This is a genomic window from Klebsiella sp. MISC125 (genome assembly GCF_051131775.1).
In the GTDB taxonomy this organism is placed as follows: Bacteria; Pseudomonadota; Gammaproteobacteria; order Enterobacterales; family Enterobacteriaceae; genus Klebsiella.
On the sequence record NZ_CP180448.1, the window covers coordinates 4094541 to 4117748 of the forward strand.

19 protein-coding genes are annotated in these 23208 nt (G+C 55.5%); 10 read left to right on the forward strand and 9 right to left on the reverse strand.

Annotated elements, in window-relative coordinates:
• Positions 1-125: 125 nt before the first annotated feature.
• Entirely contained in the window at positions 126-719 is a 594-nt protein-coding gene (gene ybjG, locus ACMYSL_RS19330) for an undecaprenyl-diphosphate phosphatase (RefSeq protein WP_182237531.1), read from the forward strand.
• 125 nt (positions 720-844) lie between these two features.
• A complete protein-coding gene (deoR, locus tag ACMYSL_RS19335; RefSeq protein WP_110275304.1) occupies positions 845-1603 on the forward strand; it encodes a DNA-binding transcriptional repressor DeoR in 759 nt (252 codons plus the stop codon).
• 28 nt (positions 1604-1631) lie between these two features.
• Here the strand turns inward: deoR and dacC are convergent, their stop codons facing one another.
• Entirely contained in the window at positions 1632-2837 is a 1206-nt protein-coding gene (gene dacC / locus ACMYSL_RS19340) for a serine-type D-Ala-D-Ala carboxypeptidase (protein ID WP_182240706.1), read from the reverse strand.
• Between the two features lie 257 nt (positions 2838-3094).
• Here dacC and ACMYSL_RS19345 point away from each other — a divergent pair, with 257 nt between their 5' ends.
• Positions 3095-3721: a glutathione S-transferase family protein gene (locus tag ACMYSL_RS19345; protein WP_434659581.1), complete on the forward strand. Its 627-nt coding sequence runs from the start codon at positions 3095-3097 to the stop codon at positions 3719-3721.
• 1 nt (position 3722) lies between these two features.
• Here the strand turns inward: ACMYSL_RS19345 and ACMYSL_RS19350 are convergent, their stop codons facing one another.
• The gene (locus tag ACMYSL_RS19350) at positions 3723-4835 is read right to left on the reverse strand and encodes a PQQ-dependent sugar dehydrogenase (RefSeq protein ID WP_304257264.1); all 1113 of its coding nucleotides are present in this window, start codon (positions 4833-4835) and stop codon (positions 3723-3725) included.
• A 103-nt stretch (positions 4836-4938) separates the two neighbouring features.
• Positions 4939-5322: a biofilm formation regulator BssR gene (bssR, locus tag ACMYSL_RS19355; protein WP_182240702.1), complete on the reverse strand. Its 384-nt coding sequence runs from the start codon at positions 5320-5322 to the stop codon at positions 4939-4941.
• Positions 5323-5711: 389 nt separating this feature from the next.
• Between bssR and ACMYSL_RS19360 the strand changes: the two genes are divergently transcribed.
• Positions 5712-6953 carry an oligosaccharide MFS transporter gene (locus ACMYSL_RS19360; protein ID WP_181421831.1) on the forward strand — a complete coding sequence of 414 codons (1242 nt, stop codon included), beginning with the start codon at positions 5712-5714 and terminating at the stop codon, positions 6951-6953.
• Positions 6954-7078: 125 nt separating this feature from the next.
• Entirely contained in the window at positions 7079-8404 is a 1326-nt protein-coding gene (gene rimO / locus ACMYSL_RS19365) for a 30S ribosomal protein S12 methylthiotransferase RimO (RefSeq protein ID WP_434659583.1), read from the forward strand.
• Positions 8405-8531: 127 nt separating this feature from the next.
• Here rimO and gsiD read toward each other — a convergent pair whose 3' ends face one another.
• From gsiD to iaaA, 5 genes are read right to left on the reverse strand one after another with little or no spacing between them, the layout of a single operon-like run.
• Positions 8532-9443 (reverse strand): glutathione ABC transporter permease GsiD, encoded by a 912-nt coding sequence (gene gsiD, locus ACMYSL_RS19370; protein ID WP_110275315.1) that lies wholly within the window; start codon positions 9441-9443, stop codon positions 8532-8534.
• Position 9444: 1 nt separating this feature from the next.
• Positions 9445-10365 (reverse strand): glutathione ABC transporter permease GsiC, encoded by a 921-nt coding sequence (gsiC, locus tag ACMYSL_RS19375; protein WP_110275317.1) that lies wholly within the window; start codon positions 10363-10365, stop codon positions 9445-9447.
• Between the two features lie 52 nt (positions 10366-10417).
• Positions 10418-11956 carry a glutathione ABC transporter substrate-binding protein GsiB gene (gene gsiB / locus ACMYSL_RS19380; protein WP_181482895.1) on the reverse strand — a complete coding sequence of 513 codons (1539 nt, stop codon included), beginning with the start codon at positions 11954-11956 and terminating at the stop codon, positions 10418-10420.
• A gap of 37 nt (positions 11957-11993) precedes the next feature.
• Positions 11994-13847: a glutathione ABC transporter ATP-binding protein GsiA gene (gene gsiA, locus ACMYSL_RS19385; protein ID WP_434659586.1), complete on the reverse strand. Its 1854-nt coding sequence runs from the start codon at positions 13845-13847 to the stop codon at positions 11994-11996.
• Positions 13848-13859: 12 nt separating this feature from the next.
• On the reverse strand, positions 13860-14801 hold the full coding sequence (gene iaaA / locus ACMYSL_RS19390) for a beta-aspartyl-peptidase (RefSeq protein ID WP_434659588.1): 942 nt from the start codon (positions 14799-14801) through the stop codon (positions 13860-13862).
• Positions 14802-15303: 502 nt separating this feature from the next.
• Here iaaA and moeA point away from each other — a divergent pair.
• The 4 genes from moeA (at position 15304) to ACMYSL_RS19410 (ending at position 20784) form a co-directional block, all read left to right on the forward strand.
• A complete protein-coding gene (moeA, locus tag ACMYSL_RS19395) occupies positions 15304-16539 on the forward strand; it encodes a molybdopterin molybdotransferase MoeA (RefSeq protein ID WP_434659590.1) in 1236 nt (411 codons plus the stop codon).
• A complete protein-coding gene (gene moeB, locus ACMYSL_RS19400; protein WP_434659592.1) occupies positions 16539-17294 on the forward strand; it encodes a molybdopterin-synthase adenylyltransferase MoeB in 756 nt (251 codons plus the stop codon). The genes moeA and moeB overlap by 1 nt, the downstream gene beginning before the upstream one ends.
• A 153-nt stretch (positions 17295-17447) precedes the next feature.
• Positions 17448-18347, forward strand: a complete 900-nt coding sequence (locus ACMYSL_RS19405; RefSeq protein WP_181482900.1) for a glycyl-radical enzyme activating protein — start codon at positions 17448-17450, stop codon at positions 18345-18347.
• Positions 18348-18351: 4 nt separating this feature from the next.
• Positions 18352-20784 carry a formate C-acetyltransferase/glycerol dehydratase family glycyl radical enzyme gene (locus tag ACMYSL_RS19410; protein ID WP_434659594.1) on the forward strand — a complete coding sequence of 811 codons (2433 nt, stop codon included), beginning with the start codon at positions 18352-18354 and terminating at the stop codon, positions 20782-20784.
• 184 nt (positions 20785-20968) lie between these two features.
• On the opposite strand, the gene ACMYSL_RS19415 is transcribed toward ACMYSL_RS19410, so the two are convergent.
• Complete coding sequence (locus tag ACMYSL_RS19415; protein ID WP_434663922.1) at positions 20969-21949, reverse strand: IS110 family transposase; 981 nt, start codon at positions 21947-21949, stop codon at positions 20969-20971.
• A gap of 354 nt (positions 21950-22303) precedes the next feature.
• Here ACMYSL_RS19415 and ACMYSL_RS19420 point away from each other — a divergent pair, with 354 nt between their 5' ends.
• On the forward strand, positions 22304-23119 hold the full coding sequence (locus ACMYSL_RS19420; RefSeq protein ID WP_304257246.1) for a Cof-type HAD-IIB family hydrolase: 816 nt from the start codon (positions 22304-22306) through the stop codon (positions 23117-23119).
• The last annotated feature ends 89 nt before the right edge of the window (positions 23120-23208 follow it).

Below are 23208 nucleotides of genomic sequence, written 5' to 3' on the forward strand. Positions count from 1 at the left end.
TAACGAAGGCACAAATACGTATAAATTCGTAACAAACTGATAATTAAGACAATACTGCTTTACCTCATCGCCACCCTTTTTTAAGGTAGGCGGCTTATTGCTGACGGACTAAAGAGCCTGGATGTATGCTGGAAAATATCAACTACGCGCTGTTTGCATTGCTCAATGCAACGCCTGACTCCCCGTGGTGGGCGATTGAAGTGGCGACTTTTATTGCCAAAGACCTGATTATTCTTGTGCCATTACTCGTATTAGCCCTATGGCTATGGGGGCCCAATCAGCGCCAGTTGGTATTTAAGGTCATGATGGCGTTAGCTATTAGCCTCACGCTTTCATGGATATTCGGCCTTCTCTTTCCACACGAACGTCCGTTTGCCGCCGGTGTCGGCTATAACTTCCTGCACCATTCGTCGAATAACTCTTTCCCGAGCAACCACGGCACCATCTGCTTTACCTTTGCGCTGGCCTTTATGTTCTGGCATCGACTGTGGTCTGGCGCATTGCTCCTCGGTATCGCCTGCGCAATCGCCTGGTCCCGGGTTTATCTCGGCGTCCACTGGCCGATGGACATGCTGGGTGGACTGCTGACCGCCATGAGCGCCTGCCTTAGCGCCCAGCTATTGTGGCATAGCGGAGGGCATAGCCTTTACCAGCATCTACAGCGGCTGTACCGCCTGTTTTTTTCGTTGCCAATCCGCAAAGGCTGGGTGCGCGGATAATCTTATTCCTGAGAAACCCATCGCGTAGTCACGGCGCTATTCCACCGCGTGACTAACCCTCTTTCGGCAGGTAAAATCGCCGCTGACGCCCTGTCGATGCAGGGCGCTTTGAGCTTAGAGGGAATATGGAAACTCGTCGTGACGAACGCATCAGTCAGCTTATTCAGGCACTCAAGCGCAGTGATAAACTCCATCTAAAAGAAGCAGCAACCCTGCTTGGTGTGTCAGAAATGACCATTCGTCGCGATCTCAATGGTCATAATGGTCCGGTGGTGCTGCTCGGCGGTTACATTGTGCTGGAGCCGCGTAGCGCCACGCACTATCTGTTAAGCGACCAAAAAACGCGCCTGGTCGATGAGAAGCGACGCGCCGCCCGCCACGCCGCCAAACTGTTAGAACCTCATCAGATGGCCTTTTTCGACTGCGGAACGACCACGCCGTGGATCATCGACGCCATCGACAACGCCCTGCCCTTTACTGGCGTGTGCTATTCGCTCAATACCTTTCTTTCCCTTCAGGATAAGCCCCAGTGTCGGGCGATTTTATGCGGCGGCGAATTCCACGCCAGCAACGCGATTTTTAAACCGCTAAGCCTTCAGGATACGCTGAGCCATCTTTGCCCGGATATCGCGTTTTATTCAGCGGCCGGAATTGACTGCGAGCAGGGCGCAACCTGTTTTAATCTGGAAGAGCTACCGGTCAAACACTGGGCGATGAAAAGCGCTCGCTACCACGTGCTGGTGGTCGATCACAGTAAATTCGGTAAAGTTCGGCCGGCGAGAATGGGCGATTTAGCGCAGTTTGATGTAATTGCCAGCGACGTTTGTCCGGATGACGACCTACAGGCGCTGGCGAAAGAAAAACAGATTTCACTACTCTACTAACCGCGCCCCGCAGGGCGCGGCCTGCATCTTAAGAGAACCAGCTACCGAACCAGCCGTGCAGTTTCATCAGCACGAAATCAACCATCCGGCTAAAGAAACCACCTTCGTTTACCGCTTCCATCACTATCAGCGGTCGCTGCTCAATGGTCTTATCATTGAGTTTAAAGTCGATAGTACCCACGACCTGGCCTTTGGTCAGCGGCGCGGTCAGCTGCGTTTCGTTCAGGGTGTAGCTGGCCTTCAGGTTTTTCAGCTGTCCTTTCGGCAGCGTAATGGAACCGGCCTCGCCCGCGCCTAACTTCGCTTCGCTGCTATCACCAAACCAGACGCGTTGGGTAATAAAGGTGGCATCCGGTTTAATCGGCGTTACGGTTTCATAGAAGCGGAAGCCCCAGGTCAGCAGTTTTTCTGACTCATTAAAACGGATGCGGTCAGTTTTAGTTCCAAGTACCACGGCAATCAGGCGCATATCATTGCCCTGCGTTGCGGAGGAAACCAGGTTATAACCCGCACCTGCGGTGGTCCCTGTTTTCACGCCGTCGGCATTAAAACTGGTGCTCCACAGCAGCCGGTTGCGGTTTGGCTGACGAATTTTGTTAAAAGTGAACTCTTTTTCTTTATGAATGGCGTACTCTTCCGGCACGTCATGGATCATCGCTTTAGTCAGCAGCGCCATATCACGAGCGGTACTGAACTGCCCCGGCGCATCCAGGCCGTGCACGGTCATAAAGGTGGTATTAGTCAGGCCCATCTTCTGCGCATAACCGTTCATCAGGCTGACAAACGCATCCTGACTTCCCGCCACGTAGTCGGCAATCGCGATGCTGGCATCGTTGCCGGACTGAATGATTACGCCCTTATTCAGGTCTTCGACCGAGACCTGCATGCCCGGCTTGAGGAACATCACCGACGAACCGCGCAGCGCCGGGTTACCGGTTGCCCACGCATCACGCCCGATGGTCACCATGTCGGTGGACTTAATCTTACCCGCCTTTAACGCCTGACCGACGACGTAGCTGGTCATGATTTTGGTCAGGCTCGCCGGGTCGAGTTTTTCATCAGCATTGCCTTCGCTGAGCACTTTGCCGCTGGCATAGTCCATCAGGATCCAGGCTCGCGCGTCAATCGACGGCGCATCGGGGAGTTGTTCCGCAGCCTGCACCGCAGGCGCAACGAGAAGTAAAAGCGCGCAGCCTGCCGCGAGGCCGCGAAGGGAAAAAGCATCATGCGTCATAAGAGCCACCCAAGTATCCTTTCCAAACAAAAATATGCCGCAACACTCTTTCGGCGCCGCAGCAGCCGGTGAGTAAAGCGTACAAATGACCTTAAAGAAACAGCGAGTTGGTAAAGTTTTTAAAGTTTACGCAATAACCTCACGCCCTGCCGCAAACAGAGCAATTTTTTTGATCGTGGTTGCCTATATATTAACTTTATTCCAACATGAATGCTCATCACGCTGCAATGGCGGCTAAATAAAAGGCAGGAGCGGATATGATTACGCTATGGGGCAGAAATAACTCGACCAATGTGAAGAAAGTGCGCTGGGTGCTGGAAGAGCTCGATCTCCCGTATCAGCAAATTCTGGCGGGACTGGAGTTCGGCCTGAACCATGACCCGGCGTATCTGGCCATGAACCCCAATGGCCTGGTGCCGCTGTTAAAAGATGAGTCCACCGACATCGTGCTTTGGGAATCGAATACTATTATTCGCTATCTGGCCGCGCAATATGGTCAGAATCGCCTGTGGGTAGAGTCGCCGGCATTGCGTGCCCAGGGTGACAAATGGATGGACTGGTCCAACGGTTCGCTCTCTCCTGCTCATCGGCCCATTCTGATGGGGCTGGTCAGAACACCGCCGGAAAAGCGCGATCCCGCCGCAATTGAAGCGGGCATTGCCGCCTGCGAGGCGCTGTTCGCCATTCTTGATGATGAACTGGCGCAGCATCCGTGGCTCTCGGGAGATGCCTTCGGCCTGGGCGATATTGCCGTCGCGCCGTTCGTATACAACCTGTTGGAAAGCGTAAAAACCTGGCAACCGCGCCCGCACCTGCAGCGCTGGTATCAGCAGATTAACGAGCGTCAGGCCTGGCGCAATGTGGTAATGATCCCTGTCACTTGATTTAGCCTGCCGGACTCACCTTCAGCAGTTCGCCGTTGGACTCGTCGGTTAACACATACAGATAACCGTCGGGTCCAACGCGCACATCACGGATGCGCTTCCCGCGATCGGCCAAAATGCGTTCCTCTTCAGTGGCTTTATCGCCATCCACCTTCAATACAATCAGCGACTGATCCTTCAGCGCACCGATAAACAACCGGTGTTGCCACTGCGGGAAGGTCGCTGCGTCGTAAAAAGCCATCCCGCTCACCGCCGGAGATTTTTCCCAAACAAACAGCGGAGCTTCAGTTCCAGCCACCGCCTTGCCTTTGGCTTCCGGTATCGGCAGACCGCTATAATTGATGCCGTGCGTCGCCAGCGGCCAGCCGTAGTTTTTCCCCTTTTGCGGGATATTAATCTCATCACCACCGCGTGGACCGTGTTCATTCAGCCACAGCGTATCGCTCCACGGATTCATCGCCATCCCCTGCGGATTACGAATACCGTAAGACCAGATTTCCGGCCTGACGCCCGACTTACCGACAAAAGGGTTATCAGTGGGGACTTTGCCATCAGCCGTCAGACGGACCACTTTTCCCTGAAGCTTATCCAGATCCTGAGCTGTCGAACGCTGGTTATTTTCCCCAAGTCCGATAAACAGATACCCGTGGCCGTCAAACACCATCCGTCCGCCGAAATGGTTGCCGATAGAGAGTTTTGGCTGTTGGCGGAATACGACCTGGAAGTTTTCCAGACGCTTGAGATCATCGCTTAATCGCCCATAGCCGACGGCGGTCCCCGCTTTGCCATCATCGCCGCCTTCGGCATAGCTCAGCCAGACGCGTCGCGACTGGGAAAAGTCTGGCGCTAATACAACGTCCAGCAACCCACCCTGACCGTTTGCCCATACCTGCGGAACGCCAGATAACGCCGAAGACAGCCCTTTGTTCGGTTGCCAGAGCTTAAGCTCGCCGCCGCGCAGGGTTATCAGTATGCCTTTATCATCAGGCAGAAAGGCCAGCGCCCACGGGTGTTCAAGCTGATTCTGCAACACCTCTACGCGCTCCTGGGCGGCAAAGGTTGCGGCGGGTAACAACAACGCGGTAAGGGCTATCAGGTTGACGGTCTGGCGCATGGCACTCTCCTTTTGTCAGCAATGGGATAAGGGTAGCCAGCGTGGGGAGGCGGGAAGAGATTTTTACATAACATTAATCAGGGGGAGCAGGCTCCCCCTTATCTCAGGCAGGGTGAATAGGCGCAGAATCATTCAATTTATGAATATTTAGCGTCAATACTGCCAGGCAGCGTTCCAGCTTATCTACGTTAATCGCAATGTAGGATGGGCAATCATGATGCCCGGTCATCAGGCATACCGCCGCAGAGGCGATGGCTTCACCCGCAAGTCGCAGGGCTTCCTTCTCCTCCGGCGCGATGGCGTGCTGCAAGCGCGGAGCGCGTTCACGCATTTCATGACACAGTTCAAACAGGTTATCACGCAGATGGTCATTTTCGCTGACCGACATATAGCCTTTCGCTTTTCGCAACTGCAAATAAGCATCAAGATCAATATTGGCATTAATCAGCTTATTCATAAGGTTACGATATAGTTTGTCAACAGTCATCATAGCTCCTCCTCTGTCGTCCTTTACCATAACTATAATATGGTCATTTTTCGTACAAAACGATGAGAGAGATCAATAAATACCAGTCCATTAACATCATTTACAATGTTACAACGATAGGTAAAATCCTTCCCTGCGTTCAGACAGCCCCCAAAGCAAAAAACAATAAAAATGTTATACGCTCTCATAAAAATACAATTTTCAATCTGGCGATGAACAATCATTTATTGCAGCAATGATCACAAAACAGCGTAATGCTTATTGCCTGAAAAGCCTGCCGGGTGTCATATCATGCCAATAAATGTATTACGTATAACATTCAAAAACAACAGCAAGCAGCTCGATCCTGTTTGCAACCTTTATCTCTATCGCTTGAAGGAACTGAAATGATTACGCCCGGCAAAAGAAACTATATCTTGTTGAGTCTTTTCGATTTCCTCTATCTGTTCGCCTGGTCATCGACCATGGCGTTTTTTGTTATCTGGACCACTCAACACCTCGGGATTAGTGCGACCAAAACCGGCCTGCTCTATTCGGTCAATGCCTTTATCGCCTTGCTGATGCAGCCCTTCTTCGGTTTTATTTCCGACAAGTTTGGCCTGAAAAAGCGGCTGATCTGGATCCTGGTCGCAATGCTGCTGCCGGTTGGCCCGTTCTTTATCTATTTATATGCGCCGCTGCTGGTACACAGCTTCTGGCTAGGGGCACTGCTTGGCGGGGTATACCTGGGGATTATTTTCAACTCCGGCTGCGGGGTGATTGATTCGTATATCGATAAAATCTCGCGCCGCTATCAGTTCGAATATGGTCGCGTGCGGATGTGGGGATCGTTAGGCTGGGCGGCTGCAGCGTGGATCGTCGGCAAATATATCGACAGCAATCCGAACCTTGCTTTCTGGCTGGCCAGCTTCGCCATCGTTATCGCGGCAATCTGTTTTATGCTGACTAAGGTCGAATTGACCGAAGCGGAAATGCAAAAAACCAGCGCGTTGAAAGTTTCGCATGCCCTGGAACTGGCGAAGAACGGTCAGTTCTGGATGCTGTTGGTGTTTACCCTTTTCGTTACGCAAATCTACGACACCTATGACCAGCAGTTCGCTCAATACTTTTCTCTGCAGTTTCCGACGCCGGAAGAAGGCAACCGTTGGTACGGGATTCTGGCTTCCATTCAGGTGTGCGGCGAAACGCTATTTTTATGCCTGATGCCGTGGTTTGTTAACCGCACCGGCGCGAAGTGGGCGTTGATCATTGCCGGGCTGATTATGTCAGTGCGTATCGTCGGCTCTGCTATCCCGCTTGGTCCGGTGTGGATCGGCGCGGTCAAAATGATGCATGCGCTGGAAAAACCGCTGATTCTGGTTTCGGTGTTTAAATTTATCGCCGCCAACTTCGACAACAAGCTGTCATCGACGGTCTACCTGCTGGTGCTGTTTGTCGCCTCTATCGCCACCGCGATTTACTCACCATTGGCGGGATATTTGTACGACACCATTGGCTTTGCGCACACGTATTACATTCTGGGCGGCATCGCCGGGCTGTTTACACTGATCTCGATATTTACCCTTCGCGATAACCGGGAGCCGACCTCCCCCGGAACAGCGCCAGGTACAGGGGTGACGCAAGCGCAGTAATTTTCGCGCCCGGGATATTATCCCGGGCTTTTTCATCATTAAGCATGTCGTTGCTATACTCTTTTCCCCAAAGATCTGTAAAATCCCTGCCCTGACCATTCCAATAATTGAACACTTTTTAAGCTATGAGCAATGTCACCCATCAGCCGAAAATCGGCTTTGTCTCTCTGGGCTGCCCGAAAAATCTCGTGGACTCAGAACGTATCCTGACTGAACTGCGCACCGAAGGTTACGACGTGGTTCCTTCCTACGATAACGCCGATATGGTTATCGTTAATACCTGCGGCTTTATCGATAGCGCCGTGCAGGAGTCGCTGGAAGCGATTGGCGAAGCGCTGAAAGAAAACGGCAAAGTGATTGTCACCGGTTGCCTGGGCGCGAAAGAAGATCAGATCCGTGAAGTCCATCCGAAGGTGTTGGAAATTACCGGCCCGCACAGCTACGAGCAGGTGCTGGAACACGTCCACCACTACGCGCCGAAGCCAAAACATAACCCGTTCCTGAGCCTGGTGCCGGAACAGGGTGTTAAGCTGACGCCGCGTCATTACGCCTACTTAAAAATTTCTGAAGGCTGCAACCATCGCTGCACCTTCTGCATTATCCCGTCAATGCGCGGCGACCTGGTCAGCCGTCCGATTGGTGAAGTGCTGGCGGAAGCCAAACGCCTGGCCGATGCCGGGGTCAAAGAGCTGCTGGTGATTTCTCAGGACACCTCCGCCTACGGCGTTGATGTCAAGCATCGCAGCGGCTTCCATAACGGTATGCCGGTGAAAACCAACATGGTAAGCCTGTGCGAAGAGCTGGCTAAGCTCGGTATCTGGGTGCGCCTGCACTACGTCTACCCGTATCCGCATGTTGATGATGTCATCCCGCTGATGGCGGAAGGCAAAATTCTGCCGTATCTGGATATTCCGCTGCAGCACGCCAGCCCGCGTATTCTCAAAATGATGAAACGCCCTGGCTCCGCTGACCGTCAGCTGGCGCGTATCAAACAGTGGCGCGAAGTCTGCCCTGAGCTGACCCTGCGCTCGACCTTTATCGTCGGCTTCCCGGGCGAAACGGAAGAAGATTTCCAGATGCTGCTCGATTTCCTGAAAGAGGCCCGTCTCGACCGCGTTGGCTGCTTCAAGTACAGCCCAGTGGAAGGTGCGACCGCTAACGAACTGGCGGACCAGGTACCAGAAGAGGTTAAAGAAGAGCGCTGGAACCGCTTTATGCAACTTCAACAGCAGATCTCCGCCGAGCGCCTGCAAGAGAAAGTGGGCCGCGAAATTATGGTCCTGATCGATGAAGTTGATGAAGAAGGCGCGATTGGCCGCAGCATGGCGGATGCCCCGGAAATCGACGGCGCGGTCTACCTGAATGGCGAAAGCAAAGTTAAACCGGGTGACGTTGTGCGGGTGAAAGTTGAGCACGCTGACGAATACGACCTGTGGGGCAGCCGGGTTTAATTCCTTCCTCTGAATGTGTCCCGGATTGCGGCGCTAACGCGCCTTATCCGGGCAACAAAACCACAGAGGATTAACATTCCCGGAGGCGGTGCTGCGCACCTGTCCGGGCTACAAAACCCTCGAACGCCTACCCCTTTATCTTCGGATCCAGCGCATCGCGCAGGCCGTCCCCTAGCAGGTTAAACGCCAGCACCGTCAGAAAAATGGCAATCGCCGGGAACAGCGCCACATGCGGAGCCATCACCATATCCGCTCGCGCCTCGTTCAGCATCGCGCCCCACTCAGGGGTCGGCGGCTGCGCGCCCAGACCGAGGAACGACAGGCTGGCGGCAGAGATAATGGATACCCCGATGCGCATGGTGAAATAGACCACAATCGACGATACCGTGCCGGGCAAGATATGGCTAAACAGGATATTAGCGTCGCTGGCGCCGATACTGCGCGCCGACTCGATAAAGGTCTGCTGCTTAAGTACCAGCGTGTTGCCGCGCACCAGACGTGCAAACGCCGGGATCGAAAAGATCGCCACCGCGATAATCACATTCGACATCCCGCTTCCCATCACTGCCACCACTGCGATCGCCAGCAGAATACCGGGGAACGCAAACAGCACGTCGCAGATGCGCATAATGATGCGATCCCACCAGCCTTCGTAATATCCGGCCAACAGCCCAAGCACGGTGCCAATGACCGCACCGATCAATACCGCGAACACCCCGGCAGCCAGCGAGATCTGCGCCCCCACCAGCACCCGACTAAAGATATCCCGCCCTAATGAATCGACACCGAACCAGTGCATCATTGACGGGCCGTCGTTAAGCCGATCGTAGTCAAAGTAGTTTTCCGCGTCGAACGGCGCAATCCACGGCGCAACGACCGCAACCGCAATCAGCAGCAGAACAAATATCCCCGCTCCCATCGCCACCGGCTGGCGACGAAAACGTCGCCAGAACTCATGCCACGGCGTGCGTATCTGCCCGGGTTTAATCCCTGGCATCGCGTTGATAACCGCTTGTCTTCTCCAGTTGAGCAATCGCACCTTACTTGTACCTGATAGCCGGGTTAATGGCGGCATAGAGTACGTCCACCACTAAATTGATAAGAATAAACTCCAGCGAAAACAGCAGCACTTCCGCCTGAATCACCGGATAGTCGCGCATCTCGACGGAGTCCACCAGCAAACGCCCAAGCCCAGGCCAGTTAAAGACCTTCTCCACCACGATAGACCCACCGAGCAGAAAGCCAAACTGTAACCCCATCATGGTGACTACCGGGATCATCGCATTGCGCAGGCCGTGCTTAAGCACCACCAGCGTCTCGCTAACCCCCTTCGCCCGGGCAGTACGCATGTAGTCTTCATGCAAAACATCGACGAACGAGGCGCGGGTAAAGCGCGCCATCACCGCCGCAACCGCCGCTCCGAGCGTCAACGAAGGCAGAATATAGTGCCGCCAGCTGTCGGCGCCCACCGTCGGCAGCCAGCCCAGCTCAACGGAAAACACCTGCATCAGCAGCATGCCGAGCGCAAACGCCGGGAACGAGATCCCGGTCACCGCCAGCGCCATACCTAAACGATCCGGCCAGCGGTTACGCCAGACTGCCGCCACAATTCCCGCCGCCATACCAAACACCACCGCCCAACTCATGCTAGCGAGCGTTAGCCAGAACGTCGGCATAAACCGGCTGGCGATTTCGCTGCTTACCGGACGGCGCGAAGCCATCGAGGTGCCGAAATCTCCCTGCAAAATATTGGTGATATAGTGCCAGAACTGCACGTACAGCGGCTGATCGAGCCCCAGTTGCTGGCGGACCATTCCAACCACCTGCGCATCGGCTTCCGGCCCGGCAATTAGCCGCGCCGGATCGCCGGGCAGCATATGCACGAACAGAAACACCAACACCGCCACAATCAGCAGCGTAGGGATCAGCCCCAGCAGGCGTTTAATCACATAATTGAGCATGCTTCTCCTTGCGTGAAGTCCCCGCGGCCTGCGCCCGGGGAACCGCAGCTATCTACTTAAGATCCGCCTGTTCAAAGCTAAACCCGGTATCCGGCTGGATATAAAAACCAGTCAGGTTTTTACTGTGCGCTGAGACCAGTTTTTCCACCACCAGCGGCACCCACGGCGACTCTTTCCAGATAGTATCCTGCGCGTCTTTATACAGCCGCGTTTTTTCCTTCACGTCGGTCGTTTTCAACGCCTCGTTGAGGTCTTTATCGACCTGAGGATTGCTGTAGAAAGCCGTGTTGAACAGGGTCGGCGGCCAGTTTTGCGAAGCAAACAGCGGCGACAGCGCCCAGTCGGCTTCACCGGTTGAGGCCGTCCAGCCGGTATAGAACATCCGCACGCCGCTCTCTTTCTGCCCTTTACCTTCCACTTCCGCTGCGCGCTGGCCCGCATCCATCGCCGTCAGCTGCGCCTTGATGCCCACCTGCGCCAGCTGCTGCTGGGTAAATTGCAGCACTTTCTGCGCCGTGCTGTGATTATGCGACGACCATAGCGTGGTGTTGAAACCGTTAGGATATCCCGCTTCTTTCAGCAGCTCACGCGCTTTAGCCGGGTCATACGGCCACGCGGTGTAGCTTTCAGCATAGGCAATAGATGGCGGCACCACGCCGGTCGCCGGGGTGGCATAGCCCGCAAAGGCCACTTTCACCAGCGCCTGACGGTTGATGGCGTAGTTAATCGCCTCGCGCACTTTCGGATTATCAAACGGTTTTTGCGTCACGTTCATGCTGATATAGCGCTGCATAATTGACGGGCTGGCCACCAGTTCCAGCTTGCTGTTTTTCTCCAGCAGCGGCGCCTGCTCGTAAGGGATCGGGAAAGCAAATTGCGCTTCACCGGTCTGCAACATTGCCGCACGGGTATTGTTATCCACCACCGGACGCCAGGTAATGGAATCCAGCTTCGGCAATCCCTGCTGCCAGTAACCGGCGAACTTCGTCACTTTAACAAAATCGGTCTGGTTCCAGGTATCAAGCTGATAAGGCCCGGTACCCACCGGATGAAAACCAATCTCTTTACCGTATTTCTTCAGTGCTGCCGGGGAAATCATCGCCGTCGCCGGGTGGGCCAGGATATTAATAAACGCCGAGAAGGGCTGCGTGAGGGTGATTTTCACCGTTGTCGGATCTACCGCTTCGGTGCTGGCGATATTCTTATACAGGTTATAGCGCTTGAGATGATTTTCCGGGTTACTGGCGCGATCGAGGTTAGCCTTCACCGCTTCGGCATTAAACTCGGTACCGTCCTGGAACTTCACGCCCGGATGCAGCTTAACGGTATACACAAGCCCGTCCGGGGAAACGGTGTAGCTCTCCGCCAGCACATTCTGCAATTTCATCTCTTTATCAAGGCCAAATAGCCCTTGATAGAAGGACTTAGCCACCGCCTGCGACAGCGTGTCGTTAGCATCGTATGGGTCGAGGGTCGTGAAGTTAGAACCGACCGCTACCACTATATCTTTTGCGGCAAAGGCCGGAGTTGTCGCCAGCGCCGAAGCGACGCCCAGCGCCAACAGCCATTTGCCTGAAACGCGTTGAGTCATGTTGTTCTCCTGAAATGCTGCGTTATTGGTGTCGTTGTTATCGTGCCAGTACGTCAGCGGCGGGTTCTCTGGCGACAAAATGTCCCGGGCCTACCTGTTGTAACGGCGTACTGATCCCCTCTTCTCCCCGCTTGTAGATATTGCCCGGCAGCTCGTCAGAGAGCAGCACGCGCTGCGGGTGACGATGCGCCGGGTCGGCAACCGGTACGGCAGCCATCAATTTACGGGTATAGGGGTGCTGCGGGTTTTCAAACACGGCGCGCCGCGGTCCAATCTCGACAATCCGCCCGCGATACATCACCGCCACGCGGTGGCTGATACGTTCAACCACCGCCATGTCGTGGGAAATAAACAGAAACGCGATGCCCATTTCGCGCTGTAAATCGAGCATCAGGTTGATAATTTGCGCGCGAATCGACACGTCCAGCGCCGATACCGATTCGTCGGCGATAACCACCTTTGGATTGAGCGCCAGCGCGCGGGCAATACAGATGCGCTGCCGCTGGCCGCCGGAAAACTCGTGTGGATAGCGCCATGCGTGCTCCGGCTCCAGCCCGACGCGCTCCAGCAGCCAGGCCACGCGCTCACGCGCGGCTTCGCCTTCCAGCAGCCGATGCACGCGCAGCGGCTCCATAATCGAATACCCCACCGTTTGCCGTGGGTCGAGAGAAGCGTAAGGATCCTGGAAGATAAACTGAATATCACGGCGCAGCGCCTGAAGCTTACTGCCTGCCAGCGTATCAATACGCTGACCGTTAAACGTAATACTCCCACCCTGGGTTTCCACTAGCCGCAGCAGCGCCCGGCCAGTGGTTGATTTACCACAACCGGACTCGCCCACCAGGCTTAAGGTTTCGCCAGGCCATAAATCAAAGCTGACTTTTTCCACCGCATGTACCTCGCGGGTAACGCGGTTGAGAATGCCGCTGCGTAGCGGAAAGCGCGCCACCAGATCGCGGACTTTAAGAATGGGTTCTCCAGCAACAACGGTATTCAGACCCTCTTCCGGCGCGCTTTGGTTGAAGAGTGGGAAGCGACGCGGCAAATCGCTGCCGCGCATCGCACCCAATCGCGGTACCGCCGCCAACAGCGCCTGGGTATAGGGGTGTTTTGGCGCACGGAAAATCTCTTCGACGCTGCCTGTTTCCACCGCTTCACCGCGATACATCACCAGCACCCGGTCGGCAATATCGGCGACCACGCCCATATCGTGGGTAATAAAGATAACGCCCATCGCCATCTCTTTTTGCAGGACGGCAATCAGCTGTAAAATCTGCGCCTGAATAGTCACATCCAGCGCGGTCGTGGGTTCGTCGGCAATCAGCACCGCCGGGCGGCACGACAGCGCCATGGCGATCATCACGCGCTGACGCATCCCACCGGAAAGCTGATGCGGATAGCGCGACAGCATCGCTTCAGCTTCCGGGATCCGCACCTGATCGAGCATCTTCTTGGCCTCACGCAGCGCCTCATCATGCTTCAACCCCTGATGCAATCGTATTGATTCAGCGATCTGCTCACCGATGGTGAACACCGGGTTCAGTGAGGTCATCGGCTCCTGAAAAATCATCGCCATATCCGCACCGCGCACGCTGCGCATATCGGCATCAGACTGTTCGCTAAGTTCAATCACCTGCCGGTTGCGGCGACGTAGCAGCAGCTGATCGCTGCGCACTTCGCTGGTCGCCGAATCAAGCAGACGCATCAGCGCTAGCGACGTTACCGATTTACCCGATCCAGACTCACCGACAATCGCCAGCGTCTCGCCGCGCCGTAGTGTGAACGAGAGGTGACGAACGGCAGAAAAAGCCTGCTGCTGCTGAGTAAACGAAACGTTCAGATCGCGTACCAGCAGAACATCATTAGCATCGATTTCCAGACTATGCGGCAACGCCCTTTCCTCTTATTCGCGATAAATTCCAATCGTGGGCGTATCGCCCGCGTAGCACCAGGCACGGTACATACCTTCGCTATTAAATGGCAATACTACGTTGCCTTCTCTGTCGACCGCAATCAGACCGCCGCTGCCGCCCAGCACCGGGAGTTTCTCCATCACCACCCGCTCGCACGCGTCGTGCAAACTGAGATTGCTGTACTCCATCAGCGCCGAAATATCATAGGCTGCCAGGGTGCGCATAAACACCTCGCCGGTACCGGTACAGGAGACGGCAACGCTGGCGTTATTGGCATAGCAGCCAGCTCCCGGCAGCGGGCTATCGCCGACGCGTCCCGGCAGCTTATTGGTCATTCCGCCGGTGGAGGTTGCCGCCGCGAGATTACCCACCAGATCCAGCGCCACCGCGCCGACGGTGCCCATTTTATGTCGCTCATCCAACGGGGCAGCATGGTGATCGAGCACGATATCATCGCCCTCCTGCGCCTGACGTAGCTGCAACAGGCGCTCAGGAGTCGAAAACAGATCATTATCCACCCGTTCCATGCCGTGGGAAGCGGCAAAGTGTTCCGCCCCTTCACCAATCAGCAGGACGTGCGGACTTTGTTCCAGCACCAGACGCGCCGCCAGCACCGGATTGCGTAAATGCTGAACTCCGGCCACCGCTCCCGCCTGTAAACTGTAACCATCCATGACGCAGGCATCGAGTTCATGAGTGGTATCGCGGGTAAATACGGAGCCTATACCGGCGTTAAATAACGGACACTCCTCCAGCAGTCGCACCGCTTCAGTTACCGCATCCAGCGCGCTGGCCCCGGCCGCCAGCATTTTTTGCCCGCTATCGACAATCGCCGACAGCGCCGCCACGTACTCCCGCTCGCGTTCCGGCGTCAACTGCGCGCGGGTAATTGCCCCGGCGCCGCCATGAATTGCTATAACCGCCTTGCCCATTACGCCATTCCTTAACGATAAAGTGTATATACACACCATCATTCGAGATGCATCGAGGCGGCAAGAGAAGAAATCCCCGGGAGCATAGATAACTATGTGACTGGGGTTTCTGAGCACAGCCAACAAAGAGGCAGCTTGAAGGATAACGTGTATAAATATCATTATCTTGCTGACTGTCCTATACCATTTTTGAATATAGAAAGAGCAAGCAGTGATGTAAAGCTTGTCGCCAGGTGGCGATATAGCCTGCTTATCTTTTCTGCCATATACCCGTCATACTTCAAGTTGCATGTGCGTTGGCTTTGTTACTCGGCTCATCCATGAGCCTCGCCCTAACGGGCCGCCGGATACGGCGTTCAAATCTGTTCCAGACAGATTTGTCGATCACCCCAGTCACTTACTGAAGTAAGCTCCCGGGGGTTCCCTACGTCGCCGCCTGCCTGCAACTCGAATTATTTAGGGTATAATAGGCGTTTTCGATGTTTGCCCGCAGGAGAAACCCATGGATTTTACCGCCGGACTGATGCCACTCGACACAGCCCTGACCCAGATGCTCAATCGCATTACGCCGCTGAATGCGACGGAAACCGTACCGCTGTTGCAGGCCTTTTCGCGCGTGACCGCCCATGATCTCGTTTCGCCTCTCGACGTTCCTGGTTTTGATAACTCGGCGATGGACGGTTACGCCGTTCGCCTGGCTGAACTCACCGATGGCGCGGTGCTACCGGTGGCAGGCAAGGCTTTTGCCGGTCAGCCTTTTAACGACGTCTGGCCCGCAGGCACCTGTATCCGCATTATGACCGGCGCGCCGGTACCGGAAGGCTGCGATGCGGTGGTGATGCAGGAGCAAACCGAACAAACCGACGGCGGAGTGCGCTTTATCGCTCCGGTAAAAAGTGGGCAAAATATTCGTCGTCGTGGCGAAGATATTGCCAACGGCGCGGTCGTCTTCCCTGCGGGAACCCGCCTGACCGTCGCCGAACTACCGGTGCTGGCCTCTTTGGGCATTGCTGAGGTTGAAGTCATACGTAAAGTACGGGTCGCCGTTTTCTCTACCGGTGATGAGCTCCAACTGCCGGGCCAGCCGCTCGCTGACGGGCAGATTTACGACACCAACCGCCTGGCGGTACACCTGATGCTGCAAGGGCTGGGCTGTGAGGTCGTTAACCTCGGCATTATTCCCGACGACCCGGCCAAACTGCGCGAAGTCTTTATTCAGGCTGACCAGCAGGCCGATGTGGTGATTAGCTCCGGCGGCGTCTCCGTCGGCGAAGCAGATTACACCAAAGAGATCCTCGAAGAGCTGGGGGAAATCGGCTTCTGGAAGCTGGCTATCAAGCCGGGCAAACCTTTCGCTTTCGGCAAGCTCAACCACAGCTGGTTCTGCGGTCTGCCGGGTAATCCAGTCTCCGCTGCGTTGACCTTTTATCAGCTGGTGCAGCCGCTGCTGGCAAAACTCTCCGGCAACGTCGGACAGACCCAGCCGATGCGCCTGCGCGTACGCGCCGCTTCACGGCTGAAAAAATCGCCGGGGCGCCTCGATTTTCAGCGCGGCGTACTGCAACGCAACCCGGACGGTGAACTGGTCGTTAGCAGCACCGGTCATCAGGGTTCGCACATCTTCAGTTCATTCAGCCTCGGCAACTGTTTTATCGTCCTGGAACGCGAGCGCGATAACGTTGAAGCGGGTGAATGGGTAGAAGTTGAGCCCTTTAACCATCTTTTCGGGGGGCTGTAATGGGCGTGGAGCTGAGCGATGCAGAGATGCTGCGCTACAACCGGCAAATCATCCTGCGCGATTTCGATTTTGACGGCCAGGAGCAGCTAAAAGCCTCCTGTGTGCTGGTGGTTGGCCTTGGCGGATTGGGCTGCGCCGCCGCGCAGTATCTGGCGGCAGCTGGCGTTGGCCAGCTTACCCTGCTTGATTTCGACACCGTGTCGCTCTCTAACCTCCAGCGCCAGACTCTGCACAGCGATGCCACCATCGGCCAGCCGAAGGTCGACTCCGCCCGCGCTACGCTTGCGCGCATTAACCCTAACGTTCAGCTCACGCCGCTAAACGCGCTGCTGGATGAAGAAGCGCTGTGGGCGCAAATCGCCGCCCACGATCTGGTGCTCGACTGTACCGACAACGTCACCATTCGCAACCAGCTCAATGCCGGGTGTTTCCGGCATAAAACCCCGTTGGTCTCCGGCGCGGCGATTCGCATGGAAGGGCAAATCAGCGTCTTTACATATCAGGAAGATGAGCCCTGCTACCGTTGCCTGAGCCGTCTGTTTGGCGAAAACGCCCTTACCTGCGTCGAAGCCGGAGTGATGGCGCCGCTGGTCGGTACCATTGGTTCGCTTCAGGCAATGGAAGCCATCAAGGTTCTGACCCGCTACGGCAGTCCTGCTACGGGTAAAATAGTTATGTACGACGCCATGCGCTGCCAGTTTCGCGAAATGAAACTGATGCGTAATCCACAGTGTGAGGTATGTGGTACACCTTAACCCTTCTCCGGCGGGCCTTGCCGCCGGATTATTTGTGACCGCTCGCAACTTTTTTGCTCCCGCTTTTATCCCCCACTCTGCTTGTTGATTTACATCAATACAACTTTCATTCGAAAGTAATTTAATCTTCATATGAAAAGAAGAGGATAAATCATGATCTTCAACATTCAGCGTTACTCCACCCATGACGGCCCAGGGATCCGCACCGTCGTATTCCTTAAAGGGTGTTCATTGGGCTGCCGCTGGTGTCAGAACCCGGAAAGCCGCGCCCGCACGGCGGATCTGCTGTATGACGCGCGCTTGTGTCTTGACGGCTGTGACCTCTGCCAGCAGGCGGCGCCGGACGTTATTACCCGCAAACTGGATGGCCTGATTATCCATCGTGAAAAGCTCACCGATGCACATATCAGCAAGCTGCGCGACTGCTGTCCGACTACGGCGTTGACGGTCTGCGGCGAAGAGAAAAACGTCGAAGAGATTATGGCGAAGGTATTGCGCGATAAACCGTTCTACGATCGCAGCGGTGGCGGCGTCACTCTCTCCGGCGGCGAGCCGTTTATGAACCCGGAGCTGGCCCGCCAGCTGTTTGAAGCCAGCCACAACGCAGGGATTCATACCGCCGTCGAAACCTGTCTGCACGTACCATGGAAATACGTCGAACCCTCTTTACCCTTTATCGACCTGTTCCTCGCCGACCTTAAGCATGTCAATGAAGCTATTTTCCAGCAGTGGACCGACGGCAGCGCTCGCCGGGTGCTGGATAATCTGCAACGCGTGGCGCAGGCCGGGAAAAAAATCATTATTCGCGTGCCGCTGATTCAGGGCTTTAACGCCAATGAAAGCGATATTACCGCCATAACCGATTTTGCCGCTGACCGCTTAAAGGTCGGCGAGATCCACTTCCTGCCGTATCACACGCTGGGAATGAACAAATACCAATTACTCAGTCAGCCCTATACCGCTCCGGACAAACCGCTTGCTGCCCCCGAGCTGCTCGCCTTCGCGCAGCACTATGCTCAGAGCAAAGGTTTAACGGCGACTCTACGAGGATAACCTTATGACAACGTTGAAACTGGATACCCTAAGCCCGCGCATTCAGGCACATAAAATGGCGCTGGTGCATATCGTCAAGCCGCCGGTCTGTACCGAGCGCGCCCAGCACTACACTGAAGCCTATCAGCAACATCTGGATAAGCCGATCCCAGTACGCCGCGCGCTGGCGCTGGCCCATCACCTGGCAGAACGCACTATCTGGATCAAACATGACGAACTGGTTGTCGGTAACCAGGCAAGCGAAGTCCGCGCCGCGCCAATCTTCCCGGAGTATACGGTTAGCTGGATTGAAAAAGAGATCGATGACCTGGCCGATCGCCCCGGCGCAGGCTTTGCGGTCAGCGAAGAGAACAAACGCGTACTGCACGAAGTGTGTCCGTGGTGGCGTGGCCAGACCGTACAGGATCGTTGCTACGGGATGTTCACCGATGAGCAAAAAGCGCTGCTCGCAACCGGGATTATTAAAGCCGAAGGTAATATGACCTCCGGCGATGCGCACCTGGCTGTCAACTACCCGCTGCTGCTGGAAAAAGGCCTTGACGGAATGCGCGCTAAAGTCGCCGAACGCCGTACTCGCATCAACCTGACGGTACTGGAAGACCTGCACGGCGAGCAGTTCCTGAAAGCCATTGATATCGTGCTGGAAGCAGTGAGCGAGCACAGCAAGCGCTTCGCTGAGCTGGCGCGCAGCATGGCGGCGACAGAGACCCGTGAATCCCGTCGCGACGAGCTGCTGGCGATTGCCGAGAACTGCGACATTATCGCCCACGAACCGCCTAAGACCTTCTGGCAGGCGCTGCAGCTGTGCTATTTCATCCAGCTTATTCTGCAGGTCGAATCCAACGGCCACTCGGTCTCTTTTGGCCGCATGGACCAATATCTCTACCCGTACTACCGCCGCGACGTCGAGCTTGAGCAGTCTCTGGACCGCGAGCACGCCATTGAGTTGCTGCACTGCTGCTGGCTGAAGCTGCTGGAAGTTAACAAAATTCGCTCCGGTTCGCACTCTAAAGCCTCCGCCGGTAGCCCGCTGTATCAGAACGTCACCATCGGCGGTCAAAATCTGGTAGACGGCGTAGCGCAAGATGCAGTAAACCCGCTCTCCTACGCGATTTTAGAATCCTGCGGTCGCCTGCGTTCTACGCAGCCAAACCTCAGCGTGCGTTACCACGCGGGCATGAGCAACGACTTCCTCGACGCCTGCGTACAGGTGATTCGCTGCGGCTTCGGGATGCCAGCGTTCAACAACGACGAAATAGTTATTCCGGAATTTATCAAGCTCGGCATTGAGCCGCAGGACGCCTACGATTATGCCGCTATCGGCTGCATCGAAACCGCGGTCGGCGGCAAGTGGGGCTATCGCTGCACCGGGATGAGCTTTATCAACTTTGCCCGCGTGATGCTGGCGACGCTGGAAGGCGGCCGTGATGCCACCAGCGGTGAAGTTTTCCTGCCGCAAACGCACGCGCTGTCGAAAGGTAACTTTGATAACTTCGACCAGGTGCTGGCCGACTGGGATACGCAGATCCGCTACTACACGCGCAAATCTATCGAGATTGAGTATGTGGTCGACACCATGCTGGAAGAGAACGTGCACGATATTCTCTGCTCGGCGCTGGTTGATGACTGTATCGAGCGCGCGAAGAGTATCAAGCAGGGCGGCGCTAAATATGACTGGGTTTCCGGTCTGCAGGTCGGTATCGCTAACCTCGGCAACAGCCTGGTAGCGGTGAAGAAACTGGTGTTTGATCAGGGCGTCATTGGACAGCAAGAGCTGGCAAAAGCGCTGGCTGAAGACTTTGAAGGCCTGACCCACGAGCAGTTGCGCCAGCGCTTAATCAACGGCGCGCCGAAATACGGCAACGACGAAGATAGCGTTGATATCCTGCTGGCCCGCGCTTATCAGACCTATATCGATGAGCTGAAGCAGTATCACAACCCGCGCTACGGTCGCGGCCCGATTGGCGGCAACTACTACGCCGGGACCTCCTCCATCTCCGCTAACGTCCCATTTGGTGCGCAGACCATGGCGACGCCGGATGGCCGCAAAGCGCATTCACCGCTGGCGGAAGGGGCGAGCCCGGCTTCCGGTACCGACCATCTGGGGCCGACTGCGGTTATCAGTTCGGTGGGTAAGCTGCCAACCGGTTCAATTCTGGGCGGCGTGCTGCTGAACCAGAAGCTGAACCCGGCAACGCTGGATAACGAGTCCGATAAGCAGAAACTGATGGTGCTGCTGCGCACGTTCTTCGAGGTGCATAAAGGCTGGCATATTCAGTACAACATCGTGTCGCGCGAGACGCTGCTGGAAGCGAAGAAACACCCTGACCAGTATCGCGATTTGGTGGTCCGCGTGGCCGGATACTCGGCGTTCTTTACCGCCCTGTCGCCGGATGCGCAGGACGATATTATCGCCCGTACCGAGCATACGCTGTAAGTTAAATCCCCCGGAGGCGGCGCGTTGCGCCTGTCCGGGCTACCCGACGGCACAAGCCCCGTAGATACTGTGAGCATCGGCAACCATTTTTAGTTGCGGGGCTCTCTCCGGTTTCTGGATGACAGACACACCACCGACAGCACCCTCTGGGTGCTGTTTTTCTATTCCCGCAGTCTTTTCGTCCCTACGCTACCGCTATTCCATGTTGTGACGCATCGAACGGCTCCCCTGACTTCAGCACTCCGTACGCCACCTGCGCCAGCTTGCGCATCATCGCCCCTATGATAACTTTCGCGCGTTTGCCATTCCCTTCCAGTCTCTTTCTGAACGCTTTTCCCCACGCCGTGTGATACAGCGCTGATATTGCTGGCATATATAATGCTCTGCGCAACTGAACCGGACCCGCTTTACTCATCCGGCTCGCCCGCATCACGCTACTGCCTGACTCATGCTGCACCGGCGTCAGCCCTGCATACGCGGCGAACTGCCGCGCTGTGGCAAACCTCAGCTTCAGTCCCGTATACGCCAGCAGGACCGCCGCCGTTTTCTCGCCGATACCCGGGATGCTGTTCAGCAGCTTCCGCCGTTGCTTCATATCCGGGTCGTTGTCCGTCAGGTCTTTTATCTGTTTTTCGATACGTTTCAGTTCAGCACTCAGGCACTCCAGGAGCACATCGATGCTCGCTAACTGGACCTCCGGGGCTGTTTCCTGACGGTTTTTCTCCTGCGTCTGCATCTCTGTCAGCGCCTGATGCCGTAACACCAGCGCTTTCAGGGCCCGCTCTGTCGGGTGCGGTGCCTCCCATGCTGACGGACGTTTCTCCCGGCAGAAGTGCGCCAGCATACGGGCATCGACTTTGTCGGTTTTACTGCGCAACCCTTCACTACGGGCGAAGGCGGCACTCAGGGCGGGGTTGATAATGGAGACGGTATAACCGGCATCACTCAGATACGCGGCAGCCTCTTCCATGTAGGTACTGGTGGACTCCATGCAGACATGGGCATGGTTCACATCATGGCTGCGAAGCCAGCGGACAAGCGCTTCATGTCCGGAGGGCGTATTTTCGAATTTTTTACCGCGATGTCGACCATCAGGGCGCAGGATATCAACATCGAGCTTAGCTTTGGCAACATCAATGCCGATGAAGTACAGTTCATTTTCCATAGTGAAACCAACCTTGCGAATACGGGTTACCGGTGAAAGCCGGTCCATGATACTGTCCGGTTTATCACATGAGAAAGAACGGCAGTCCGGTGCAAAGATCTACGGAACAGGCGCGAAAGCCTAAGCCCGGACACGGCATCCGGACCGCCATCAGAGAGAACTGGCCGGTTCTTTCTGATGGAGTCATCATACAAGCCCGGACAGCCGGTAGCCCGGGTAAGGCGTTTACGCCGCAACCCGGGGATTTTCTCCTGCACATTGGTGAACGCAAACTTTCATTCGAAATAAATTTGTGCTCCACATCACATTGTAATTAGAATGTTGCTGGTCGAAGTTAAGCCAGGAGCATTTGTTATGATTGTTAAAGTTATCGTCACCGATATGGACGGAACTTTTCTCAATGACGCCAAGCAGTATGACCGCTCGCGTTTTCTCGCGCAGTTCGCGCAACTCCAACAGCAGGGTATCGAATTCGTTGTCGCCAGCGGCAACCAGTACTACCAGCTGATCTCATTTTTCCCGGAAATCCGCGAGCAGATCTCCTTCGTTGCCGAAAACGGCGCGCTGGTATATGAACACGGTCAACAGCTGTTTCACGGCGAACTCACCCGCCACGAATCCCAGATAGTGATTGGTGAATTGCTCAAAGACCCGCAGCTCAACTTCGTCGCCTGCGGCCTTGAAAGCGCTTACGTCAGCGACCGCGCGCCCGACGCCTTTGTGGCGCTGATGTCAAAGCACTACCATCGCCTGCAGCGCATCAGCAACTACCACGATATTGACGATAAGCTGTTTAAGTTTTCGCTTAACCTGCCGGATAGCGAAATCCCGCTGCTTATCGACAAACTGCACGTCTCGCTGGATGGCATCATGAAGCCGGTCACCAGCGGCTTTGGCTTCGTCGATTTGATTATCCCTGGCCTGCATAAAGCCAACGGCATCAGCCGCCTGCTGAAGCGCTGGAACATCTCCCCGCAGGCCTGCGTGGCCATTGGTGATAGCGCGAACGATACGGAAATGCTGAAACTGGTGAAATACTCCTTCGCGATGGCCAATGCCGCCGAAAGCATCAAAGCGGTGTCCCGTTTCGCCACCGATGACAACAACCATGACGGCGCGCTAAATGTTATTCAGGCCGTCCTCGACCATGCTCCCCCTTTCAACGAATGATCTCTCACCGGGGCATTTCTGCTCCGGTTTTCCGTTTTGTGCACCTCCGCATAATTTTAAACTTGCATTAACTTAATTTTAACTTAAAT

What these genes read in the sequence shown, in the direction of transcription:
- ybjG (WP_182237531.1), top strand. Translation starts at nt 126, where the DNA reads ATGCTGGAAAATATCAACTACGCGCTGTTTGCATTGCTCAATGCAACG.
- deoR (WP_110275304.1), top strand. Translation starts at nt 845, where the DNA reads ATGGAAACTCGTCGTGACGAACGCATCAGTCAGCTTATTCAGGCACTC.
- dacC (WP_182240706.1), bottom strand. Translation starts at nt 2,837, where the DNA reads ATGACGCATGATGCTTTTTCCCTTCGCGGCCTCGCGGCAGGCTGCGCG.
- ACMYSL_RS19345 (WP_434659581.1), top strand. Translation starts at nt 3,095, where the DNA reads ATGATTACGCTATGGGGCAGAAATAACTCGACCAATGTGAAGAAAGTG.
- ACMYSL_RS19350 (WP_304257264.1), bottom strand. Translation starts at nt 4,835, where the DNA reads ATGCGCCAGACCGTCAACCTGATAGCCCTTACCGCGTTGTTGTTACCC.
- bssR (WP_182240702.1), bottom strand. Translation starts at nt 5,322, where the DNA reads ATGACTGTTGACAAACTATATCGTAACCTTATGAATAAGCTGATTAAT.
- rimO (WP_434659583.1), top strand. Translation starts at nt 7,079, where the DNA reads ATGAGCAATGTCACCCATCAGCCGAAAATCGGCTTTGTCTCTCTGGGC.
- gsiC (WP_110275317.1), bottom strand. Translation starts at nt 10,365, where the DNA reads ATGCTCAATTATGTGATTAAACGCCTGCTGGGGCTGATCCCTACGCTG.
- gsiB (WP_181482895.1), bottom strand. Translation starts at nt 11,956, where the DNA reads ATGACTCAACGCGTTTCAGGCAAATGGCTGTTGGCGCTGGGCGTCGCT.
- iaaA (WP_434659588.1), bottom strand. Translation starts at nt 14,801, where the DNA reads ATGGGCAAGGCGGTTATAGCAATTCATGGCGGCGCCGGGGCAATTACC.
- moeA (WP_434659590.1), top strand. Translation starts at nt 15,304, where the DNA reads ATGGATTTTACCGCCGGACTGATGCCACTCGACACAGCCCTGACCCAG.
- moeB (WP_434659592.1), top strand. Translation starts at nt 16,539, where the DNA reads ATGGGCGTGGAGCTGAGCGATGCAGAGATGCTGCGCTACAACCGGCAA.
- ACMYSL_RS19405 (WP_181482900.1), top strand. Translation starts at nt 17,448, where the DNA reads ATGATCTTCAACATTCAGCGTTACTCCACCCATGACGGCCCAGGGATC.
- ACMYSL_RS19410 (WP_434659594.1), top strand. Translation starts at nt 18,352, where the DNA reads ATGACAACGTTGAAACTGGATACCCTAAGCCCGCGCATTCAGGCACAT.
- ACMYSL_RS19415 (WP_434663922.1), bottom strand. Translation starts at nt 21,949, where the DNA reads ATGGAAAATGAACTGTACTTCATCGGCATTGATGTTGCCAAAGCTAAG.
- ACMYSL_RS19420 (WP_304257246.1), top strand. Translation starts at nt 22,304, where the DNA reads ATGATTGTTAAAGTTATCGTCACCGATATGGACGGAACTTTTCTCAAT.